The organism is Sphingobium sp. TomTYG72, assembly GCF_055394715.1.
In genome coordinates this window covers 1,363,359-1,379,120 of sequence record NZ_AP027336.1, presented here as the reverse complement: position 1 = coordinate 1,379,120, position 15,762 = coordinate 1,363,359, and the positions used below count along the sequence as shown (strand labels likewise).

16 protein-coding genes are annotated in these 15,762 nt (G+C 59.4%); 5 read left to right on the top strand and 11 right to left on the bottom strand.

Annotation, left to right across the window (positions count from 1 at the left end; translation table 11 throughout):
- Positions 1–82 precede the first annotated feature (82 nt).
- From ACZ5U1_RS06915 to ACZ5U1_RS06900, 4 genes are all read right to left on the bottom strand, one after another.
- Positions 83–559 (bottom strand): hypothetical protein, encoded by a 477-nt coding sequence (locus ACZ5U1_RS06915; RefSeq protein ID WP_464777760.1) that lies wholly within the window; start codon positions 557–559, stop codon positions 83–85.
- Positions 559–1,128, bottom strand: a complete 570-nt coding sequence (locus ACZ5U1_RS06910) for a hypothetical protein (protein WP_464777759.1) — start codon at positions 1,126–1,128, stop codon at positions 559–561. The genes ACZ5U1_RS06915 and ACZ5U1_RS06910 overlap by 1 nt, the downstream gene beginning before the upstream one ends.
- 725 nt (positions 1,129–1,853) lie before the next feature.
- Positions 1,854–2,051, bottom strand: coding sequence for a hypothetical protein (locus ACZ5U1_RS06905; protein ID WP_464777758.1), 198 nt, complete (start codon positions 2,049–2,051; stop codon positions 1,854–1,856).
- A 49-nt stretch (positions 2,052–2,100) separates the two neighbouring features.
- A complete protein-coding gene (locus ACZ5U1_RS06900) occupies positions 2,101–4,281 on the bottom strand; it encodes a metallophosphoesterase (RefSeq protein ID WP_464777757.1) in 2,181 nt (726 codons plus the stop codon).
- A gap of 65 nt (positions 4,282–4,346) precedes the next feature.
- Between ACZ5U1_RS06900 and acpS the strand changes: the two genes are divergently transcribed.
- Positions 4,347–4,739, top strand: coding sequence for a holo-ACP synthase (gene acpS / locus ACZ5U1_RS06895; RefSeq protein WP_464777756.1), 393 nt, complete (start codon positions 4,347–4,349; stop codon positions 4,737–4,739).
- Here acpS and ACZ5U1_RS06890 read toward each other — a convergent pair.
- From ACZ5U1_RS06890 to ACZ5U1_RS06860, 7 genes are all read right to left on the bottom strand, one after another.
- On the bottom strand, positions 4,721–5,515 hold the full coding sequence (locus ACZ5U1_RS06890) for a MazG nucleotide pyrophosphohydrolase domain-containing protein (RefSeq protein WP_464777755.1): 795 nt from the start codon (positions 5,513–5,515) through the stop codon (positions 4,721–4,723). The two genes, acpS and ACZ5U1_RS06890, sit on opposite strands and share 19 nt — an antisense overlap.
- A 108-nt stretch (positions 5,516–5,623) precedes the next feature.
- Positions 5,624–6,694 carry a nucleotide kinase domain-containing protein gene (locus ACZ5U1_RS06885; RefSeq protein WP_464777754.1) on the bottom strand — a complete coding sequence of 357 codons (1,071 nt, stop codon included), beginning with the start codon at positions 6,692–6,694 and terminating at the stop codon, positions 5,624–5,626.
- Between the two features lie 108 nt (positions 6,695–6,802).
- A complete protein-coding gene (locus ACZ5U1_RS06880; RefSeq protein ID WP_464777753.1) occupies positions 6,803–7,657 on the bottom strand; it encodes a thymidylate synthase family protein in 855 nt (284 codons plus the stop codon).
- Positions 7,650–8,537, bottom strand: coding sequence for an ImmA/IrrE family metallo-endopeptidase (locus tag ACZ5U1_RS06875; RefSeq protein ID WP_464777752.1), 888 nt, complete (start codon positions 8,535–8,537; stop codon positions 7,650–7,652). Before ACZ5U1_RS06875 ends, ACZ5U1_RS06880 begins: the two co-directional genes overlap by 8 nt.
- A gap of 3 nt (positions 8,538–8,540) precedes the next feature.
- The gene (locus tag ACZ5U1_RS06870; protein WP_464777751.1) at positions 8,541–8,900 is read right to left on the bottom strand and encodes a helix-turn-helix domain-containing protein; all 360 of its coding nucleotides are present in this window, start codon (positions 8,898–8,900) and stop codon (positions 8,541–8,543) included.
- Complete coding sequence (locus ACZ5U1_RS06865) at positions 8,897–9,211, bottom strand: hypothetical protein (RefSeq protein WP_464777750.1); 315 nt, start codon at positions 9,209–9,211, stop codon at positions 8,897–8,899. The genes ACZ5U1_RS06870 and ACZ5U1_RS06865 overlap by 4 nt, the downstream gene beginning before the upstream one ends.
- A gap of 190 nt (positions 9,212–9,401) precedes the next feature.
- On the bottom strand, positions 9,402–10,763 hold the full coding sequence (locus tag ACZ5U1_RS06860) for a hypothetical protein (RefSeq protein WP_464777749.1): 1,362 nt from the start codon (positions 10,761–10,763) through the stop codon (positions 9,402–9,404).
- Positions 10,764–11,256: 493 nt separating this feature from the next.
- On the opposite strand from ACZ5U1_RS06860, the gene ACZ5U1_RS06855 reads away from it, so the two are divergent.
- From ACZ5U1_RS06855 to ACZ5U1_RS06840, 4 genes are all read left to right on the top strand, one after another.
- Complete coding sequence (locus ACZ5U1_RS06855) at positions 11,257–12,354, top strand: ABC-three component system protein (RefSeq protein ID WP_464777748.1); 1,098 nt, start codon at positions 11,257–11,259, stop codon at positions 12,352–12,354.
- Between the two features lie 2 nt (positions 12,355–12,356).
- Positions 12,357–12,848 (top strand): ABC-three component system middle component 2, encoded by a 492-nt coding sequence (locus tag ACZ5U1_RS06850; protein ID WP_464777747.1) that lies wholly within the window; start codon positions 12,357–12,359, stop codon positions 12,846–12,848.
- Between the two features lie 3 nt (positions 12,849–12,851).
- Positions 12,852–14,693, top strand: coding sequence for a hypothetical protein (locus ACZ5U1_RS06845; RefSeq protein ID WP_464777746.1), 1,842 nt, complete (start codon positions 12,852–12,854; stop codon positions 14,691–14,693).
- Positions 14,694–14,925: 232 nt separating this feature from the next.
- Positions 14,926–15,686 (top strand): IS5 family transposase gene (locus tag ACZ5U1_RS06840; protein ID WP_464777745.1). Its coding sequence is split into 2 segments (ribosomal slippage): positions 14,926–15,259 and positions 15,259–15,686, totalling 762 coding nucleotides; the frame shifts between segments, so codons are not numbered across the junction.
- The last annotated feature ends 76 nt before the right edge of the window (positions 15,687–15,762 follow it).

Below are 15,762 nucleotides of genomic sequence, written 5' to 3'. Positions count from 1 at the left end.
GCGGTATTCAACTCACGCCAACAGCAATGCTCTGCCTTGCACGGAAGTCGAGCGAATAATGCAGTAAATCACGGACAGATTATCAGAAGCGGATGTGCCAGGCGGGGTACATGGCTCGTGCCCGGCCAAACACTTCATTGAGCCGCATTTCCTGATGCTCGCCAGTCAGCGTGTTGACGAACAGAAAGCGATAGCGGTCGCCCACGCTCTGGGCGGTGAGCAGTTCGGCGGCAGTGATGTTGAAGAAATAGCCCTTGAGATCGCTGGCAATCATGCGTCGGTTGGTCGATTTGACCTCGCAGATGGTGATGCGGTCGATCGCCGCGGCGACGGCTTCCTCATCGGCCAGGTCGAGTTCGCCTTCGACCCGCACCACATCGAAGGCGGCACCGTAAAGCACCTTCCGATGTTTGGCGAAGGCGATCAGCATCGTGTCGCGTTCACGGCGGGTGGGGCAACGATATTGGGGATCCGTGGCAAGCAGCATCTCGACGGCTCTCTGGGCGGTGCGATGGCCCATGCCCTTCGATGAGGCTTCGGCGATCAGCTCCGTCTGCATCAGGGCAGTCCACGCTCGCGGCGGTAGCGATCGACCGCAATAAGCAGTCCTGCGGCTTCGGCCGGCGCCATATCGTCGGTCCAATCCTCTCCGCTCTGCGCCTTCAAGCGGAAGCGCCAGGGGCTAACCGGGCGTTCCTCAGCGCGGGCCGCCAGCTCGCGCAGCAGCGCCTCGGGCACCTCGAAGGCAATATGCTCCTCGTGCACGCAGACATTATAGGGACAATCGACGGTCTCATTGCTGATCGTCAGTGGCCTGCTGGCAATAGCGCCGGCCAGCTGGAAGTTCGCGCCCGTGAACCGGCGTGGCTCGCCGGTGTAGAGGAGCTGGGCATAAAGCTGGAAAATCGTCCGGCCCGACTTCTTGTCGATCAGCGCCCGCAGGAAATTATCGGCGCGCACCCGATCGGAGAAACCGCCTGCTGATTTGAACACGCGATCGGTGGTGAGGGTGGCGACGGATTCGAGATCATCGTCGGCAGTCGCGACCAGCTTGGCGACATCTCCCGGGGTCAGCCTGGCGAATTGTTCGAGCCGCTTGGCCTGTTGTTTGTCGCTCCAGCCGGTCATTACCTGTGCGGTGGCTGTGGGCACAACATGAAAACTGAGAGCGAGAAACGCTGGCACGAGGCCCGCTTTCCTCAGCCATCTTGTCCGACTTCGCTTCATTCGTCGCTCCTATGTCCTCTCGGGGCGACGGCCAGAAGCCGGATGTTGGAAACCTGCTACTCACAGGCGCATGCGCCTTTACCGTTGCCGGCTGGACATGCGCGCATGCCACCCGGCCCCGGAAAATCCGTGACCGAGCTGAGTAGAAGGGGTTTCCACGCCCCGCTTCCCGGCTTTCTCGGGAAGCGGGTCCACATTGCTCGACTGTGCCGAACAGGCAAGCGGAATATGAGAGATCAGAGTGTTGGTCGGGAACCGAACCATGGCTGCAGCCAGAGCTGAGCAGTGTCGCCTGCCGTTTGCCTTCCCCTTTGAGAAGGTGCTTCCCTAGGAAGCCGGTGCCGGGAGTTAGGTGGCCTCCTCTTGCCATTCGGCAGGGCCGGGGAATTGTGCTCTGTCCGGTCTGGAGCACCCGTAGGTGAGAAGCCGTCGTTCTTGACCCGGTCCCATGTCCGCTTTGGAGAACGAGGCTGGGACAATAGAGACCGGCGGCTTCTGGACGGCGACTGAGATAATCTGCCGATTCGGTTTGATGATTTCAGCGGGTCCGTTCCCGCCCCATTTGCGGAGGTTCAAGGGGGCACCGGTGGCTCCAGCGATCTTGATAAGCTTGTGGGCTCGCTTGTTCACGCCAGCCATGCGGGTGGTGGCGACGACCAGTGCTCGATATCGCTGACGATCGTCGCTTCAAGTTCGCTCGACGCTACGTCTCCGATCTCCGCCTTGGCAAGGATCTCGTCAATAGCGGGCCGCGCGTGGACCCGGTCGATCATGGTGACCTCGTCCTCCGGGAGCGGGAGGCGAAGAAGCAAGCTTGCACTCACGCGCGCGCCAGACAGGCGGGTTTGGGAGTACGGCAAACGAAATCTGCTTTCATCCGAGCAGCTTGAAACTGGTTTCGCGCACCGTCGTCAGATAACTTGCAGCGCCCCAGCGCTCAAAGTCCTCGTACAACTGTGAAGTTGCGGAATACGAGCGGTTCGAATTAATCAGGCCATTGAGCGCGTTGAGAAGGACGGCTGCATCACCGGAAGCATCGCTGGCCTTGAGGTACGAGGCAAGAGCCTGAAGGCCCTCTATTGCGATGGGAACACCGTCTGGATTGAACCGCTCCGTAGCTTCTTTCAAGTCGTCGAGGGTCTGAAACCACTCTCGTACGACCAGAGACCGCAAGGGCAGGTCGCCGCCTGCACCAAGCAAGGAGTTGGCCAGCACATAAAGCCGTTCAGGATACTGATCGAGCCAGCGATCTATTACCGGCATGGCAACTTGCGTCGGCGATTTGCCGCTGGATCGCGCTTCGGCTGTGATCGTTGTAATCCGACCGCACGTCATTCGACTGCCGCGTACGACCGATAATTGTAAAGCCCGCAGTTCCGCCACGTTGATTGGCCACCAACGGGCGAACTCTTGCGCCCGATAGTAGCCGACGATGTCGATCGCAGCGTTCGCAACGGTTTCACGCTTCCGAAACTGCACGAGGCAGAACGAGGCGAACGCCTCGTCATCACCCTCGGGCTCGAAATCCTTTGCTGGGTCGATCAGTGTCGCAACTGCACGACTACTTCCTTTCTTAGCCAGCATCTTACGGACCCGATCGATTTGGTCGATCCTGCCAGCAAATCGGCGCAGCCGGTTTCCATGGATGAAGGGAATGCGCTGATCGAGATGAGAGCGATCCAACTGCCACCAGCTAACAAGCTCATCAAGCCAAGTTTGTCGCTCCGCCTCCGTCATCGCCTCCGGAAGAGGATATGTGGCCGGCAGCAAGATTGCTCGATCCGCGTCAAGATCAAGGTGTGTTATCAGCGTCCCGCGCTTCGCCTCTCCAAGCGCAAGCTCGCACGCGCGATGGTATACGGTCTCAAAGTCAGTTCCTTGTATCACCACCGGGCCGTCTGGTCGGTGATCTAGCGACCATAAACGGAATTCTTGAGGCTTGCCGATCTTCAACTCGGAGCCGCCGCGCGGCACTGAAACAGGCGCAGTCGCCAACCTTGGCGCGAAAGGCATGTCGTGAATAGTAATCAGGCGCGCCGCGTCGCTATCCCGTTTATCGTCAAATGTTGCCCCCGAGAGTACCAACGTTCTGTGCGGCTCACCCCCTTCGTCGCTATAAACATGATCGAAGCTGGCAGCATGCTCGTGCTTATGACCATGCAGCACCACATCGATCGCTCGTTCGCGCAGCGTTTGTCTCAGCAGAGCGAGATTGGTGAAATCAGCGAAGGCCTTGACCTCTTCGCGAAGACTCGGAGCCCGGAGATGATGGTGCAACGCTGCTATGCGGATCTGGTGGCCTCCGGCGCTGGATGGCGTGACGCCAACGATACGACGAAGCTCTTCGAGCTGGGCCTCGGATACCCGTGCCATGTCGAACTGCGCGAGGTCATCTAACTGCTTACGCAGCGCAGCCGCCCTTTCGACATCGTGCTTCGCCAGAAGAGTATGGATCTCATCCCAAATATCCTTGAGCGGCGACGGGAGAATAGAATTCACATGGGACCAGTTGGCGCTATTAATCGGATAGATCGCCCAGCGAGCGTCAGGACCAACGAGACGGTGTTTCTCTGGCGTCACGGTTCTGGGTTCGTCGATGCCGTCCAGCCAGGGCGTGACACACCCTGCGTCTCGCCAGACATTGACGAATGCTTTGTAGCGATCTTCCGATCCCGGTTCAGTTCCTTTTGGGACATCGTGATTGCCGGGGGTCGCGACAATATTCTGCGGTGCGATGCCGACGGACGCGAAATGCTTGAGTAGGAGCTCAAGGAGAGCCTTATGACCGCCTTCATCGCCTTTTAGCGTGGCGTCGCCGGTAAAGATTATGGCATCGAGGACATCACCATCGCCGCGAAGACGCTCACTCAACCGTTCAAATATGAGTTCAAGCGCGGCCTCGCGGGTCGCCTCCTCGATGCCAGGTATTTTTTCTTTAAAATCATCACGTTTCAGTGGAACGCCGGCCCCGGTGATATGGGTGTCGGTGATGTGAAGAAAACGAACGAAATTTGTCATTTCGAGACTATAGCCAGCAGAATAGAGAAACGACATCCCAACGTTACTCGCCGCCAACCTGTCAACAACGTTATGATGCACGATCGGAGTAAAGCGCTTTGATGATTGCCCACGGCATCGACCTAGTCGATGTCTCCTCGACGGCTCGTATGCTCGCCGATCCCACTGATCAACTCCTCACACGGTGCTTCACGGACCAGGAGCAAATGAGCGCTGGCAACGGCGTTCATCGCGCCGCGCGGCTCTCGGGCCGCTTCGCCGTCAAGGAAGCTGTAATGAAGGCTTTAGGCACAGGCTTCGGAGGAGGTATCGGGTTTCTTGATATTGAAACCGTCACGTTGGCGTCGGGCGCACCGAGCATTGTTCTGCATGGCGAGGCCCAACGCCGCGCCGAAATGCTCGGCATCAGTTCGTGGCTCGTCAGCACCAGCCATGAAGGCGACATGGCAATCGCCAGCGTAATCGGCCTCGCAGATCAGGGAACCCCGACGTAGCTAATTGCCCTTGCATCGAGATCGACTAGGATCTCACCTCCATTATTGGCGAGAACCTGGCGCCAAACCGCAAAACCTTCCAAGATGGCGCGTTCCCAATCGGCCGCAGTGGCATCGCCAACTTCGAGGTGCGAGGTCATGCTCTCGATCGTCCGCAACAAGCCATAGTCGACCTCGCTGATGCCTTCGAGGAAGCTGTGCTTGCGCGCGTAGTCGAACGCCAAGGCGGACACGCCCTCTTCGATGATCCTGGCGCGGCCGCCGTCTTCCACTTCGTCGAGGAGCGGTCTGCTCTTGCGCTTACGCTTCAGGAAAGCCCGCAGGTTGGGCGACCAGCCAAGGATCGCCGCATATGCCAGGTGGAACACGTCATGATAACGGTATCCGTCCGGATCATAGGCATTGTCGCCAAGAAGTGCCCCGATGCCTTCTCCATTGATCGTCATTCGAACCTTCGGCCGCGAGTCCGACCCGGGCTCCTCGACCAACCGGACGGTCATCTGCCGCGGGAGCCTTTCCACATCAGGAAACTCGGAATCGCGCTTCGGCGCCTGCGCACTGGTCGGCGCGAAGCGCGCGCGCACCTTATCGAGATTCTTCTCGGCGATCTGGTCGAGGTCGAGGCCGAACTTGCTTGCGACATTGGCGATGTACCACAAGAGGTCGCCGAGCTCTTCGCTGACCTGCTCTTTGAACAAACGGTGAGCCGCACCGTCGCGCAGATGCTTCTTATATTCACTAAGAAGCTGTCCGGTTTCGCCAGCCAGCCCAAGCATCGGCACAATCAAGGCTGCGGCGGTTTCATCGTCGCTCGTCCCTGGTACCTGATCGGTTAAAAGCGCCTGCGCCTGATATGTCTTGAGATCCATCGATATGCTCCCGGTTTAGGCGCTATCATCTTGTGCATTCACAGCGCCAGGCCGGTATGCCTCGAAGGCTTCGTTCGGCACCGCACCGGCGGCAATACGATCATTGATACCCCATTTGGGCGGATACCAGTATTCGATGTGGTGCGCCTGCGCTGCAAACTTCTGCTTGATGCGCGTGCGGCCCGTCAGACCTGCCGCTTCAGGATGAGCAACCCGAGCATATTTATCGACTTCGCAGAACAGGTTTTGGCAGTCGATTAGCTGCAACGGCCGCCCCCATAGCGAGGGGAATTCTAGACCCAGCCTCGAGCACTCCTGCTCCTGCCGGTCAGCCATCAGACGGATGAGTTCTGCATCGCTCAGCCCGCCGGTATCGGCGAAGCATTTGCGCAGCCCGTCGCGGGCACCAGGCCCCGGAATCACAAAGTCCATTTCCGAAAAGTCTGTCACGTCACTATAGTTGACGTCGGTGACGAACTGATAGGCGAGGAAATCGCCGATGGTCGGATATTCGCGCAGCAATTCGAAACCCTTTTGCATGCTGCGGGCTGACGCGAGCTTCTCAGGCAGCGCCTGCGCCATCATCATCTCAAGCAGTTTGAGATGATTTTGGTGCTTGGCCTTGCACCCGAAAGCCGAGCTGCCCGGTGGCATGATATAGGCCGCTGAATATACTCTGTGTCCTTCGGCCATCGCCTTGGTCAGAACCTTGTCGTATCGGTCGAACCGGTAGTCAGCAAAGCTGATCGGGCCGAGCGCCCGTTCGAGCCGTTCCCAGGTTTCGATCTTGTTGAACAGCTTGAATAGCAAGATGCGGAAAACAACCTCATCGACCGAATTCGGCAGGTCGTCACGGTAGATCACCTTGCGGATCAAATACTGGCTTACGCGGTCAGATGCGCGATAGGCGTTGGTGAATTTGTAGACCGCAATCACCGGGTTTTCGGTCCACGGCCAGGGGGTGCCAAGAACGCGCCGGTAGAACACACGCTGCCGTTCGGCGGCAAAGCGCCAGTAGCTGTCATATACGGCCGTCGTCTTCGCCGGAGCGAGATGGCTGGAGATGATCTCCGGCGCGGTTGGCACGGCGGAGGCAGGATAGTCGAACTCAAGGGTCCGCAGCGTCGCTGAGGGAATCTTGGCAGGGCGGCCGCGCTTGCGACCGCTAGGAGTACCAGTCTTGGTCACGGCGCGTCAGGCCAGCTGGGCGGCTAGCTGGAGGGATGGGGACGGCCGTTGCGCAGTTGGAGCCGGCGGCGCCACACAGGCGCGGGCGGCTTCGATCAGCGGCTTCATGGCGCTGTCTGTCTTGCTGATTCGTTCGAGCTTGGCCACGCCGATCGTCACGTTGAGACGCGCGAGCGGAATGCCCATTTCATGCGCCATGAAGGCGGCAAGCTGGGCGAGGCCGAGATAATTACCATAGGCCTTATCGAACAGCTGCTGCGTGGCGTAGAAGGCATTTGCAACTAGGCCGGCCTTGGTCGGCACGAAGCTAACATGCTGAAGGCAGGGGAAACCCAACTGGGCCGTCGCGCTATGGTCGCGAGCGGGATCGAACGTGGTTGCCTGCCACATCGACCGGCGCACACCCGGGCGGCTATCATACTGACTCAAAATCCACTCCAACTGATTACCTTCGCATGGGCCGCGGCCGTACATCATCAGCCGCTCGAAGTAGAGGCCCTTGCCATTAGCCTTATGATTCCAAGCGCGATACGCAGGAAATGCCATTTTATAGAATTCGAACAGCTTGGCGCGATCGCCCTGCGCCATCGTCCAGAGCCGCTGCGGGAAGATGGTGTAGGCCACGTCCTCGACGTCACGCTTCCTTTTCTTGCCCAGCAAGGTGTCGAGGGCGGCGCGAACCTGCGCGTCCTCCGGGATATCATACCCCTCGTCGAAACCGTCGATCGTGAGGACAAGCGGGGCGATCTCGTTCCCGGGATGCGCCAAGATGTGGAGCAGGGTCCGGGAATAGGCCTCCGATACGCTCTTGGCTGAGATCATCAGCGGCTCGGGATTGTCCGGTCGGGATGCTTTAGTCATCGGCGTCATCCTCCAAATGGCGGAACTCGGCGCGCCCGACATAAGCGGTGCGCGCGATACGGCCGAACGCGGCCCAGTCGGTTCCCGGTCGGTCAATGCGGACTAGGCCCGGGCGCTTCGCCTCGAACAGGCGGCCACCGTCCAGATCAGCCACTGGAGCGATGGCATCGCCATGCGCGGCAGTGCCGGACGGGAGCAGCAGCAGATGCCCGACCTCGGCGTCAATCGAATGGCCGCCCCAGGCCTCATCGGCGACGATGAGCGGATTGGGCGTCAGCGATCCCAGAATATGAGCGCGCAGCGTGCGCGGCGTGAACTTGCGCAATGCATCGGCGCGCGCCCGACTAATCATCGCCTCGCCCCACAGAAGGTGCGTGATCAACGTCGAGTAGCCGACGCCGAACAGGCAGGCGATCCGATAGATCTCAATCGGCGCCGCGGTCTCCGGCTTGAGGCCGCGGACGGCAAAAGCATTGCGCAGGCCCAGCGTCGGCACCAGCGCATAAGCGGCGAACGTGTCTGCGCTATATTCTTCGGGCACATCCCACGGACGCACTTGCTGATTCTCGCGCAACTCGTCGATTGAAGAGCCGTGGCCCAGCAGATGATGGCCAAGCTCATGTGCGCAGTTATAGGCGCGGCGGGGCAGCGGACGTTTACTGGAAAGGTGGATGCGCGGCGGCGAGCCTCGCTGGTACATTCCCTCCATATTGATGTCGTTGAACGTCACGCGAACCCCGTGCGCCTCTGCAACTGAATAGATGCAGACCGGGCTGACTAGGTCCTTGCCGGCTTTCAGCCGAGCGTTGATCGCTGCCTTCATGGCCTTGTCTGCCAAGGCGCGGCGGTTGTGCATCATCGTCTTGGCAAGCGCTTTCATGGGTTAGGCTCCCTTCTCGTCATCGTCGGACTTCATGGCGGCGATGAGCTTCAGGAGGCGATCGAGGTCATCGGGCTTGAGTTTGCTAAGTTCGCGGGCAGCGAGCTGCAGCTTGGGATCATCAGTCGCGGCACGTTCGGGCGCATCGCCCAGCAGCCAGGACAATTTGGTATCATACAGGTCTGCAAGCTTTGCGAGTTCGTCAGCGGTGATCCGGCGATTGCCGGCTTCCATTTCTGAAATGGTCGGGCGGTGCATGTTCATCAGTTTCGCTACCTGGCCTTGCGAGAGGCCCGCCGCTTCCCGTGCGGCGCGCAGGCGCGCCGGGATCGTGGCCGCCTTGTCGGAAGAAGTGTTGTTCATTCTGCACCGACCTCTTCGGCTTCCTTGGTGTCCTGCTCTTCAAGGATCTTGAGTACGAGCGCGACGGTCTGGTTGATCGCGAGCGGCACCTTCGTGTCGTCATCGACAAAGATATTGGCTTCGCACGGGATGGACTTGCCGAGCGCGATACCTAGCATGCCGGCGGCAACCGGCCACACCTTGCTCGTGAACTTCGGCAACGCTTCGGCAGGCTTCGTGCCACCGTCGATCTCAGGACAGTCTTCGCCGCTCAGCGACTGCACGGCCTGCAGCACCTCGATCAACTTGGCTTTGACAATTTTAGCGTCCATTGCGACTCTCCATCTCTTACGGGTGGTAAGATATGCTTACCACTCTGGATGTCAAGGCCTCACGGAGCTCAACGAGCTGCTTCTCGCTCTCGATGTATAATCGCACATTCCCTCAGGAGCGTCTGGCTTTCTGGACATCGGATGATCCAGCGGCCCGCGGGAAAAATGTGTCCGCCTAGCTAACCAGCCATCATACAGACAGCGTCTTCTGCTCACCGCCTACAAGGCGCATGAGCATTGTGCGGGAGCCGAGGACTGGCTCACCATAGGAATAGGAGAGCGGCAATCCGTCTCGAAAATAATGCTCGGTGACGCCTGGCAGGCTGTGCCGTGGTAGCGGATTACGGGCAGCAGGGTTGTGGAAGAGTTGCAGCTCCTCACCCCAGCGTTCATCGTGACCCGCCTCAATCTCGTCCATGAACGGGTCGCCCTCCACTGCATTGGGATCGGGATTCAGGCGCAGTCCGAACCGAAAGTAGCGATGGTCAGTAGCCCCGAAGCCGGCGCCGACACCCATGCGATCGAATTTCGACAATGTGCCAGCGTTGGAGAACAGCACAGCAGAGATGTTCTCGGCGCCAGGCAGGTCGAAAAAGCCGGTCGGCACGACCTTCTCACCATAGACATGATCCGCGCCCTTGCTCGCCTTTGCAACGAGTTGTCCGTCGATGAGTTCATAATCAACGCGGTGTCCATAGAGGTAAGGCCATAGCGCCGACTGCGTATAGGTCATCGACCCGACATTTCCGTCGCCACCGGGAATGTGAAAGTCCGCGATGGCGATGACAAACGGGCTGCTCGCCGCTTCACCGCGCTCCCAATAACTTCTGCCGTCCTTGTCTTTCTTGTTGAGTTTGCTGGTCAGGCTAGATCCGAACTTCATCGGCATATAGTCGGCGAGAAACGCCTTCATCTCCTCGGTGGTCTTGGGCTGTGGATGATTGGCGAGCGGCCCCTGTTGGGATGCGGTAACGGTGGTTGCTTCGACCGTAAATTTGAACCCAGGCCGAGAGCACAAAAAATCTGGTGCCTCAGGCTGGCGGACATCGAAGCCCATGTCTCGAAAAGCGGCCCAGAGGTAGAGTTCCCACATGCGCTGGTCGAACTGCGAAAACTGGAATTCGCGCACGAAATGCGGATCAGTCGGCGCCAGCCACGGTCCAATCTCTCGGAGCGCGGCGCGGGCGGGCGCGCGGCCCGGCGTATCCATCAGGATGCGGAAATGCGGATGGAGATCTTTCGCATTTGTGCCTGCCGGGACTGTCAGCAGATCGGTCGGGTAATTGGTCTCGTCGCCCTGATCGCCGAGCGCCGGAATTTCATCGGCTTCGATCGCGTCGGCGATGCGTTCGCGAACCCCTTGCGCAGCGTGACCGGGGGTGCGCAAATCGACTGTAAGATCGACACAACGAAACCGGCCAATCCGATCGCGGGCAAGCAGGATCCAGCCGAAATCATCGTCAGTTCGGTCACGGAAGACAAGGCCAAGTAGCTGCTCTTCTTGGTCGCTCCAATAGGATATCTCTTCCGAATACAGCGTGCTCGGAGACATGCGTGTGCCGATTGCCAACAGATTGAATCGCTGTCGCGGCATTTCTTGCGTCAAGCCCTGTTGACGGCGCCACTTTGCAGCCTTTGCTTTGCCTTCCCCCATGCCGCCGAACCGTCTCCTTCCTTGGCGCTATCTTCATAGTTTCCAGAATAAGCCGATGATAGACAGACCCACTAACCAGCAATGACAGGCTTTGGCGATTGCCGCCAATCCGATCCAGCATAAAAACGGCGTGTGTTGGTCGAGAGCCGCCAGAAATCGGACTTTCGGCAGTCGGGAACTAAAAATCCGCATCTGAACATCGTATAAGGGTCGGGATCGGCGGAATCTGCGGACGTAGGCGCTATTCGTTGGCGCGGCGAAGTAGGTCTATTCGTTCAAATGGGGAGTTCGAATTTCCACGAGGCAACGCTCGCGCTTCTATTAATGGATGCGATGGATTGACCGTTTTTATCTGCCGCAAAGCATGTTAGCTGATCTTCCGGGGGGACAGATGAGCGAGTTTACGCTTAAGCAGATAGGCACGCCGCCGGTCGGTCAGACCGCCGCGCAGGCGAAGTCGGGCATGGCATTCGAACCGGCAATGCTGGTGGGCCTCTACTCGCCAGATCAATGGGAGCGCTTCACAGAAGAGTGGCTCCAGGCGTTCAAGAACGACTTTGCTATGATACGTCGCCTCTCGGGCCCGGGAGATCGCGGCCTCGATGTGCTCGCTTTCACCGATCCGGCTGCCTTCAATGCGCCATGGCGCAGCTTTCAATGCAAGCGCTACGGCGGTCCTTTAAGTCCTTCCGACCTGTGGATTGAGCTCGGCAAGATCATCTATTTTTCTTTCATCAAGGCCTCGCCGTTCGATGGAACGCATTGCCTGCCGGACAGACACATCTTCGTCGCTCCCAAGGATGTCGGACTGACGGCGCAGAAACTGCTCCTTAACCCGGCATCCCTGAAAAAGGGGCTGATCGAGAACTGGGCGAAGCATTGCGAGACCGGTCTGGGCAAGGATATCAGCGCACCGCTGACTGGCCCCCTTGCCGACTATGTCGCCGCGTTCGACTTTGCGATTTTCGGCTACAAGTCGGTCGTTGAGGTGATCGCCGAGCACAAGACCACCCAATATCACGTCACCCGCTTCGGCAGCGCGTTCCCGCCTAAGCCGGCGGCGACGCCTGCACCCGCCCAGCCGACCAGCAATGAGGCTGTCTATGTTCGAAAGTTGCTTGACGCCTATGGAGACAATCAGCGGACGACGTTCAATACGTTGGCGGATCTCGCGCCTAAGGAAGCGCTGACCCGCCATCTGCGCCGGCAGCGAGAACTATTCTACGACGCTGAATGCCTGCGCGGCTTTGCCCGCGACACCGTCCCTGAGGGTGTGTTTGAAGGGCTGTCCGACGACATCTTTCATGCCGTCATCGACATCATGGAAAGCGATCATCCGTGCGGTTTCGAGCGGGTGAAGGCCGTCGTCACGCAAGCGGCGACCGTCAACGTGTCGGGAAATGCGCTCAGTTCGGTATCGACCGTGCGCGAGCGCCAGGGCATCTGCCACCAGCTTGCCAACGACGATCGCCTGACATGGGTGAAATAATCATGCGCCGTCCAACACCGTTCAACAGCGCGCTGGAGGTCGGCCTGAGGGCGCTGATCATCCTCGTGGAAGCCTATCCCGCAGCGCTCGACCTTCAGCGCCTCGTCCAGTTCGATTATATCGCGTTACACAGTGAGGATGCCGGCGGGCCGCGCAGCCTACATCCGCCGCTTCCGCTGCGCAGCGGTGAACTCACCGTGCGCCGCCGTCTCGTGGAAGGCGGCTTGCTGCTGATGATCAGCCGCGGCTTGGTCGGGCGTGTCCCGTCGGAAACCGATGGCATCGTCTATCAAGCAACGGATGAAGCCGGCCCATTCGTGTCGAACCTGCACGCGCGCTACACACGCGATCTGCGCGCCGCGGTGCACTGGACGATCGACTCGTTCGGAAATGTTTCGGGCGAGGATCTGCGAGCGTTGACGTCGAGTTTCTACCGGCAATGGTCGAGCGAATTCGAGACGACGTCGGCTACCCTGCCGCTTGGCGAGGCCTAACACATGCGTTTGCACAAGCTCGCCTTCACAGGTCCTGCCCGCGAGGAGGCCGAGCTCGCCTTCACGCTCGGCCTGAATGTCATCTGTGGCGCGTCGGAGACCGGCAAATCGTTCGTCGCGGAGGCGATCGACTTCATGCTCGGCAGCATGACGGAGCTGCGCGATATCGGCGAGCGTGTCGGCTATGATCGTGTCCACGCGAACTGGTCATTCCCGGAAGATGATGAGGTCCATGAACTCGTCCGGCCAGCGGCCGGCGGCGACTATTCGCTGATGCCTTTGGACGATTTCGAGGAGACCACAACGCTCAAGGCCAAGGCCTATCTTTCGAACACCAATACCCTGTCCGCCTATTTCCTTTCCCGCCTTGGCCTGTTCCCCAAGAAGATCCGCAAGAACGGAAAGAACCAGACCAACACTTTCTCAATCCGCGACCTGTCGCGCCTGATCCTCGTGCAGGACAGTGACATCGACAAGCGCAAGTCACCGTTCCTGTCGGGCCAAAAGGTGACAGAGACCCCCGATTATGCCGCGCTGCGACTGCTGCTAACAGGCGTCGATGATAGTTCGCTGGTCGTCGAGACGGAGGCTAACCGCATTGCGAACCAGCGTCTCGAAGGTAAGCTCGAGCTGCTCGACGAGATGATCGATCAACTCCAAGGCGAGATCGACGCGATGGAGGTCGGGACGGAAAGCGACGCGCGCGATCGGCTCGAGCGGATCGAGGCGACGATGGAGCGCCGCCGCGAGGTCCTGACATCGAGCCGCGCAGAAATGTCGGTGGTCGAGAAGTCTCGCCGCATAGCCTATACCGAGGCGACGAAGCGCCGGCGCCGGGCTGGAGAGATCGATGAGCTTTCGGCGCGATTCGCGCTGCTCGACGAGCATTATGAGAACGACTTGGCGCGTTTGGAAGCCATCCTGGAGACCGGGACCTATTTCTCGTTCTTGGAGAAACAGACCTGCCCGCTCTGCGGCGCAGCACCCGGTGATCACACAACCAGTAAAGAATGCGATGGCGATACGGACCTTTTGGTCGCGGCCGCTCAAATCGAGCTCGACAAGATCGTCGCGCTCAGAGCTGATCTCGAAACCACGGCCAGAGACCTTGCCGAGGAACGGGCTGCGTTGGTCGTGGCGTTCGAAGGCTTCAAGGCGGAATACACAAGCTGCGACGCGATACTATCGGGAGAACTGAACCGAAACTCGACGCTGCTCCAGACACTGTATCAGGAAGCGATCGACGCTCGCGCGAACGCGCGGGCAACAGTGAGACGCTTCGAACGCCTGGCTGAGCTCACGGAGCAGCGAAAAGCGCTCACGGTCGAGGAGGCCGAAACGGAGAAACAGGAGCGTGCGTCCAACAAGATTTCCAAGACCGTCCTCGACGACTTCTCCCAGATCGTCTTGGCGATCCTGAAAGCATGGGATTTCCCCGACGCTGACCGGGTACATTTCGACGAAAAGGATCGTGACTTCGTGATCGACGGAAAGCCAAGGGGCGCCCGCGGGCGCGGGTTGCGCGCGATTACCCATGCCGCTGCGACGATCGGGCTCATGGAATATTGCCAGAAGATGGACTTGCCGCATCCAGGCTTCGTCGTGATGGACTCACCGCTGCTCGCCTATTTCGAGCCCGACGGCGATGAGGACGACCTGCGCGGCACCGATCTGAAGCTGCGCTTCTATCGCTACCTGATCGAGCGACACGCTGAATCCCAGATCATCGTCATCGAGAACACGCCGCCACCCGATGAGCTTATAGATTTGATGGCATTGACAAACTTCACCAAGAATCCGCACCACGGCCGATACGGACTCTTTCCCCATCTCGCGCAAGGGTAACGGGCGAGGATCTTTCTTCGTCGCGAGCGTTAGGTTTTAAGTTCGGCGCTGCAACGGGTTGTGGAACATGTTCTCTGCGGCCTGTGCTCATGCGCTACCGTCCGGCGCAGTGACCGAGCGGAGGTGACACGCGCCAACGGCGGCTATCAGCACATGCTAGGGTCAGGACCTATTAAATTACTTGCGGTGCTGAGGATTGGTTGATTCAATGGCGGCGTGAGGAGGCGTCGCCGTGAGTGATCTGATTTGGCTTTCGAAGGCGCAGATGCGCCGGATCGAGCCGTATTTCCCGCTGTCGCACGGCGTGCCCCGGGTGGATGACCGTCGGATCATCAGCGGCATCATCTTCATTATCAGGAACGGCCTGCGGTGGCGCGATGCACCTGCCGACTATGGCCCTCCCAAGACGATCTACAACCGCTTCATCCGGTGGAGCCGACTTGGCGTGTTCAACAAGATTTTCGCAGCGCTCTCGGCGAAGGCCGGGCAGCCTGACCAACTGATGATCGATGCGACGCATCTGAAGGCGCACCGGACCGCAGCCAGTCTGCTCAAAAAGGGGCTGTTCCCCGACGTATCGGACGCACCAAAGGCGGCCTGAATTCCAAGCTCCACGCCGTCTGCGACGGAAAGGGCAGACCGCTGGTCATGCTGCTCAGCGAGGGGCAGATGAGCGACTACAAAGGCGCTGCCCTGATGCTCGACGCCTTGCCCCGCGCCAAAGCCCTGCTCGGCGATCGAGGCTACGACGCCGACTGGTTCCGCAACGCGCTCGCGGAACGCAGCATCACCGCCTGCATCCCGTCAAAGAAGAACCGAAAGGTCCCGATCCCGCACGATGCCGTGCTCTATCGCCAGCGTCACAAGATCGAGAACATGTTCGGCAGGCTCAAGGACTGGCGTCGCATCCACACCCGTTACGACCGCTGTGCGCACACATTCATGTCAGCCATCTGCATCGCTGCAACCGTCATCTTCTGGCTCAATCAATGAGTCCTGACCCTAGCCCGAACCGGACATTCGCCTATCGGCCATCTTGGGCATCCCAGAATGGGAAAGCAGACGGACC

Coding starts and splice junctions, on each gene's coding strand:
- ACZ5U1_RS06915 (WP_464777760.1), bottom strand. CDS start 559: ATGCAGACGGAGCTGATCGCCGAAGCCTCATCGAAGGGCATGGGCCAT.
- ACZ5U1_RS06910 (WP_464777759.1), bottom strand. CDS start 1,128: ATGACCGGCTGGAGCGACAAACAACAGGCCAAGCGGCTCGAACAATTC.
- ACZ5U1_RS06900 (WP_464777757.1), bottom strand. CDS start 4,281: ATGTCGTTTCTCTATTCTGCTGGCTATAGTCTCGAAATGACAAATTTC.
- acpS (WP_464777756.1), top strand. CDS start 4,347: ATGATTGCCCACGGCATCGACCTAGTCGATGTCTCCTCGACGGCTCGT.
- ACZ5U1_RS06890 (WP_464777755.1), bottom strand. CDS start 5,515: ATGCTTGGGCTGGCTGGCGAAACCGGACAGCTTCTTAGTGAATATAAG.
- ACZ5U1_RS06880 (WP_464777753.1), bottom strand. CDS start 7,657: ATGACTAAAGCATCCCGACCGGACAATCCCGAGCCGCTGATGATCTCA.
- ACZ5U1_RS06875 (WP_464777752.1), bottom strand. CDS start 8,537: ATGAAAGCGCTTGCCAAGACGATGATGCACAACCGCCGCGCCTTGGCA.
- ACZ5U1_RS06870 (WP_464777751.1), bottom strand. CDS start 8,900: ATGAACAACACTTCTTCCGACAAGGCGGCCACGATCCCGGCGCGCCTG.
- ACZ5U1_RS06865 (WP_464777750.1), bottom strand. CDS start 9,211: ATGGACGCTAAAATTGTCAAAGCCAAGTTGATCGAGGTGCTGCAGGCC.
- ACZ5U1_RS06860 (WP_464777749.1), bottom strand. CDS start 10,763: ATGTCTCCGAGCACGCTGTATTCGGAAGAGATATCCTATTGGAGCGAC.
- ACZ5U1_RS06855 (WP_464777748.1), top strand. CDS start 11,257: ATGAGCGAGTTTACGCTTAAGCAGATAGGCACGCCGCCGGTCGGTCAG.
- ACZ5U1_RS06850 (WP_464777747.1), top strand. CDS start 12,357: ATGCGCCGTCCAACACCGTTCAACAGCGCGCTGGAGGTCGGCCTGAGG.
- ACZ5U1_RS06845 (WP_464777746.1), top strand. CDS start 12,852: ATGCGTTTGCACAAGCTCGCCTTCACAGGTCCTGCCCGCGAGGAGGCC.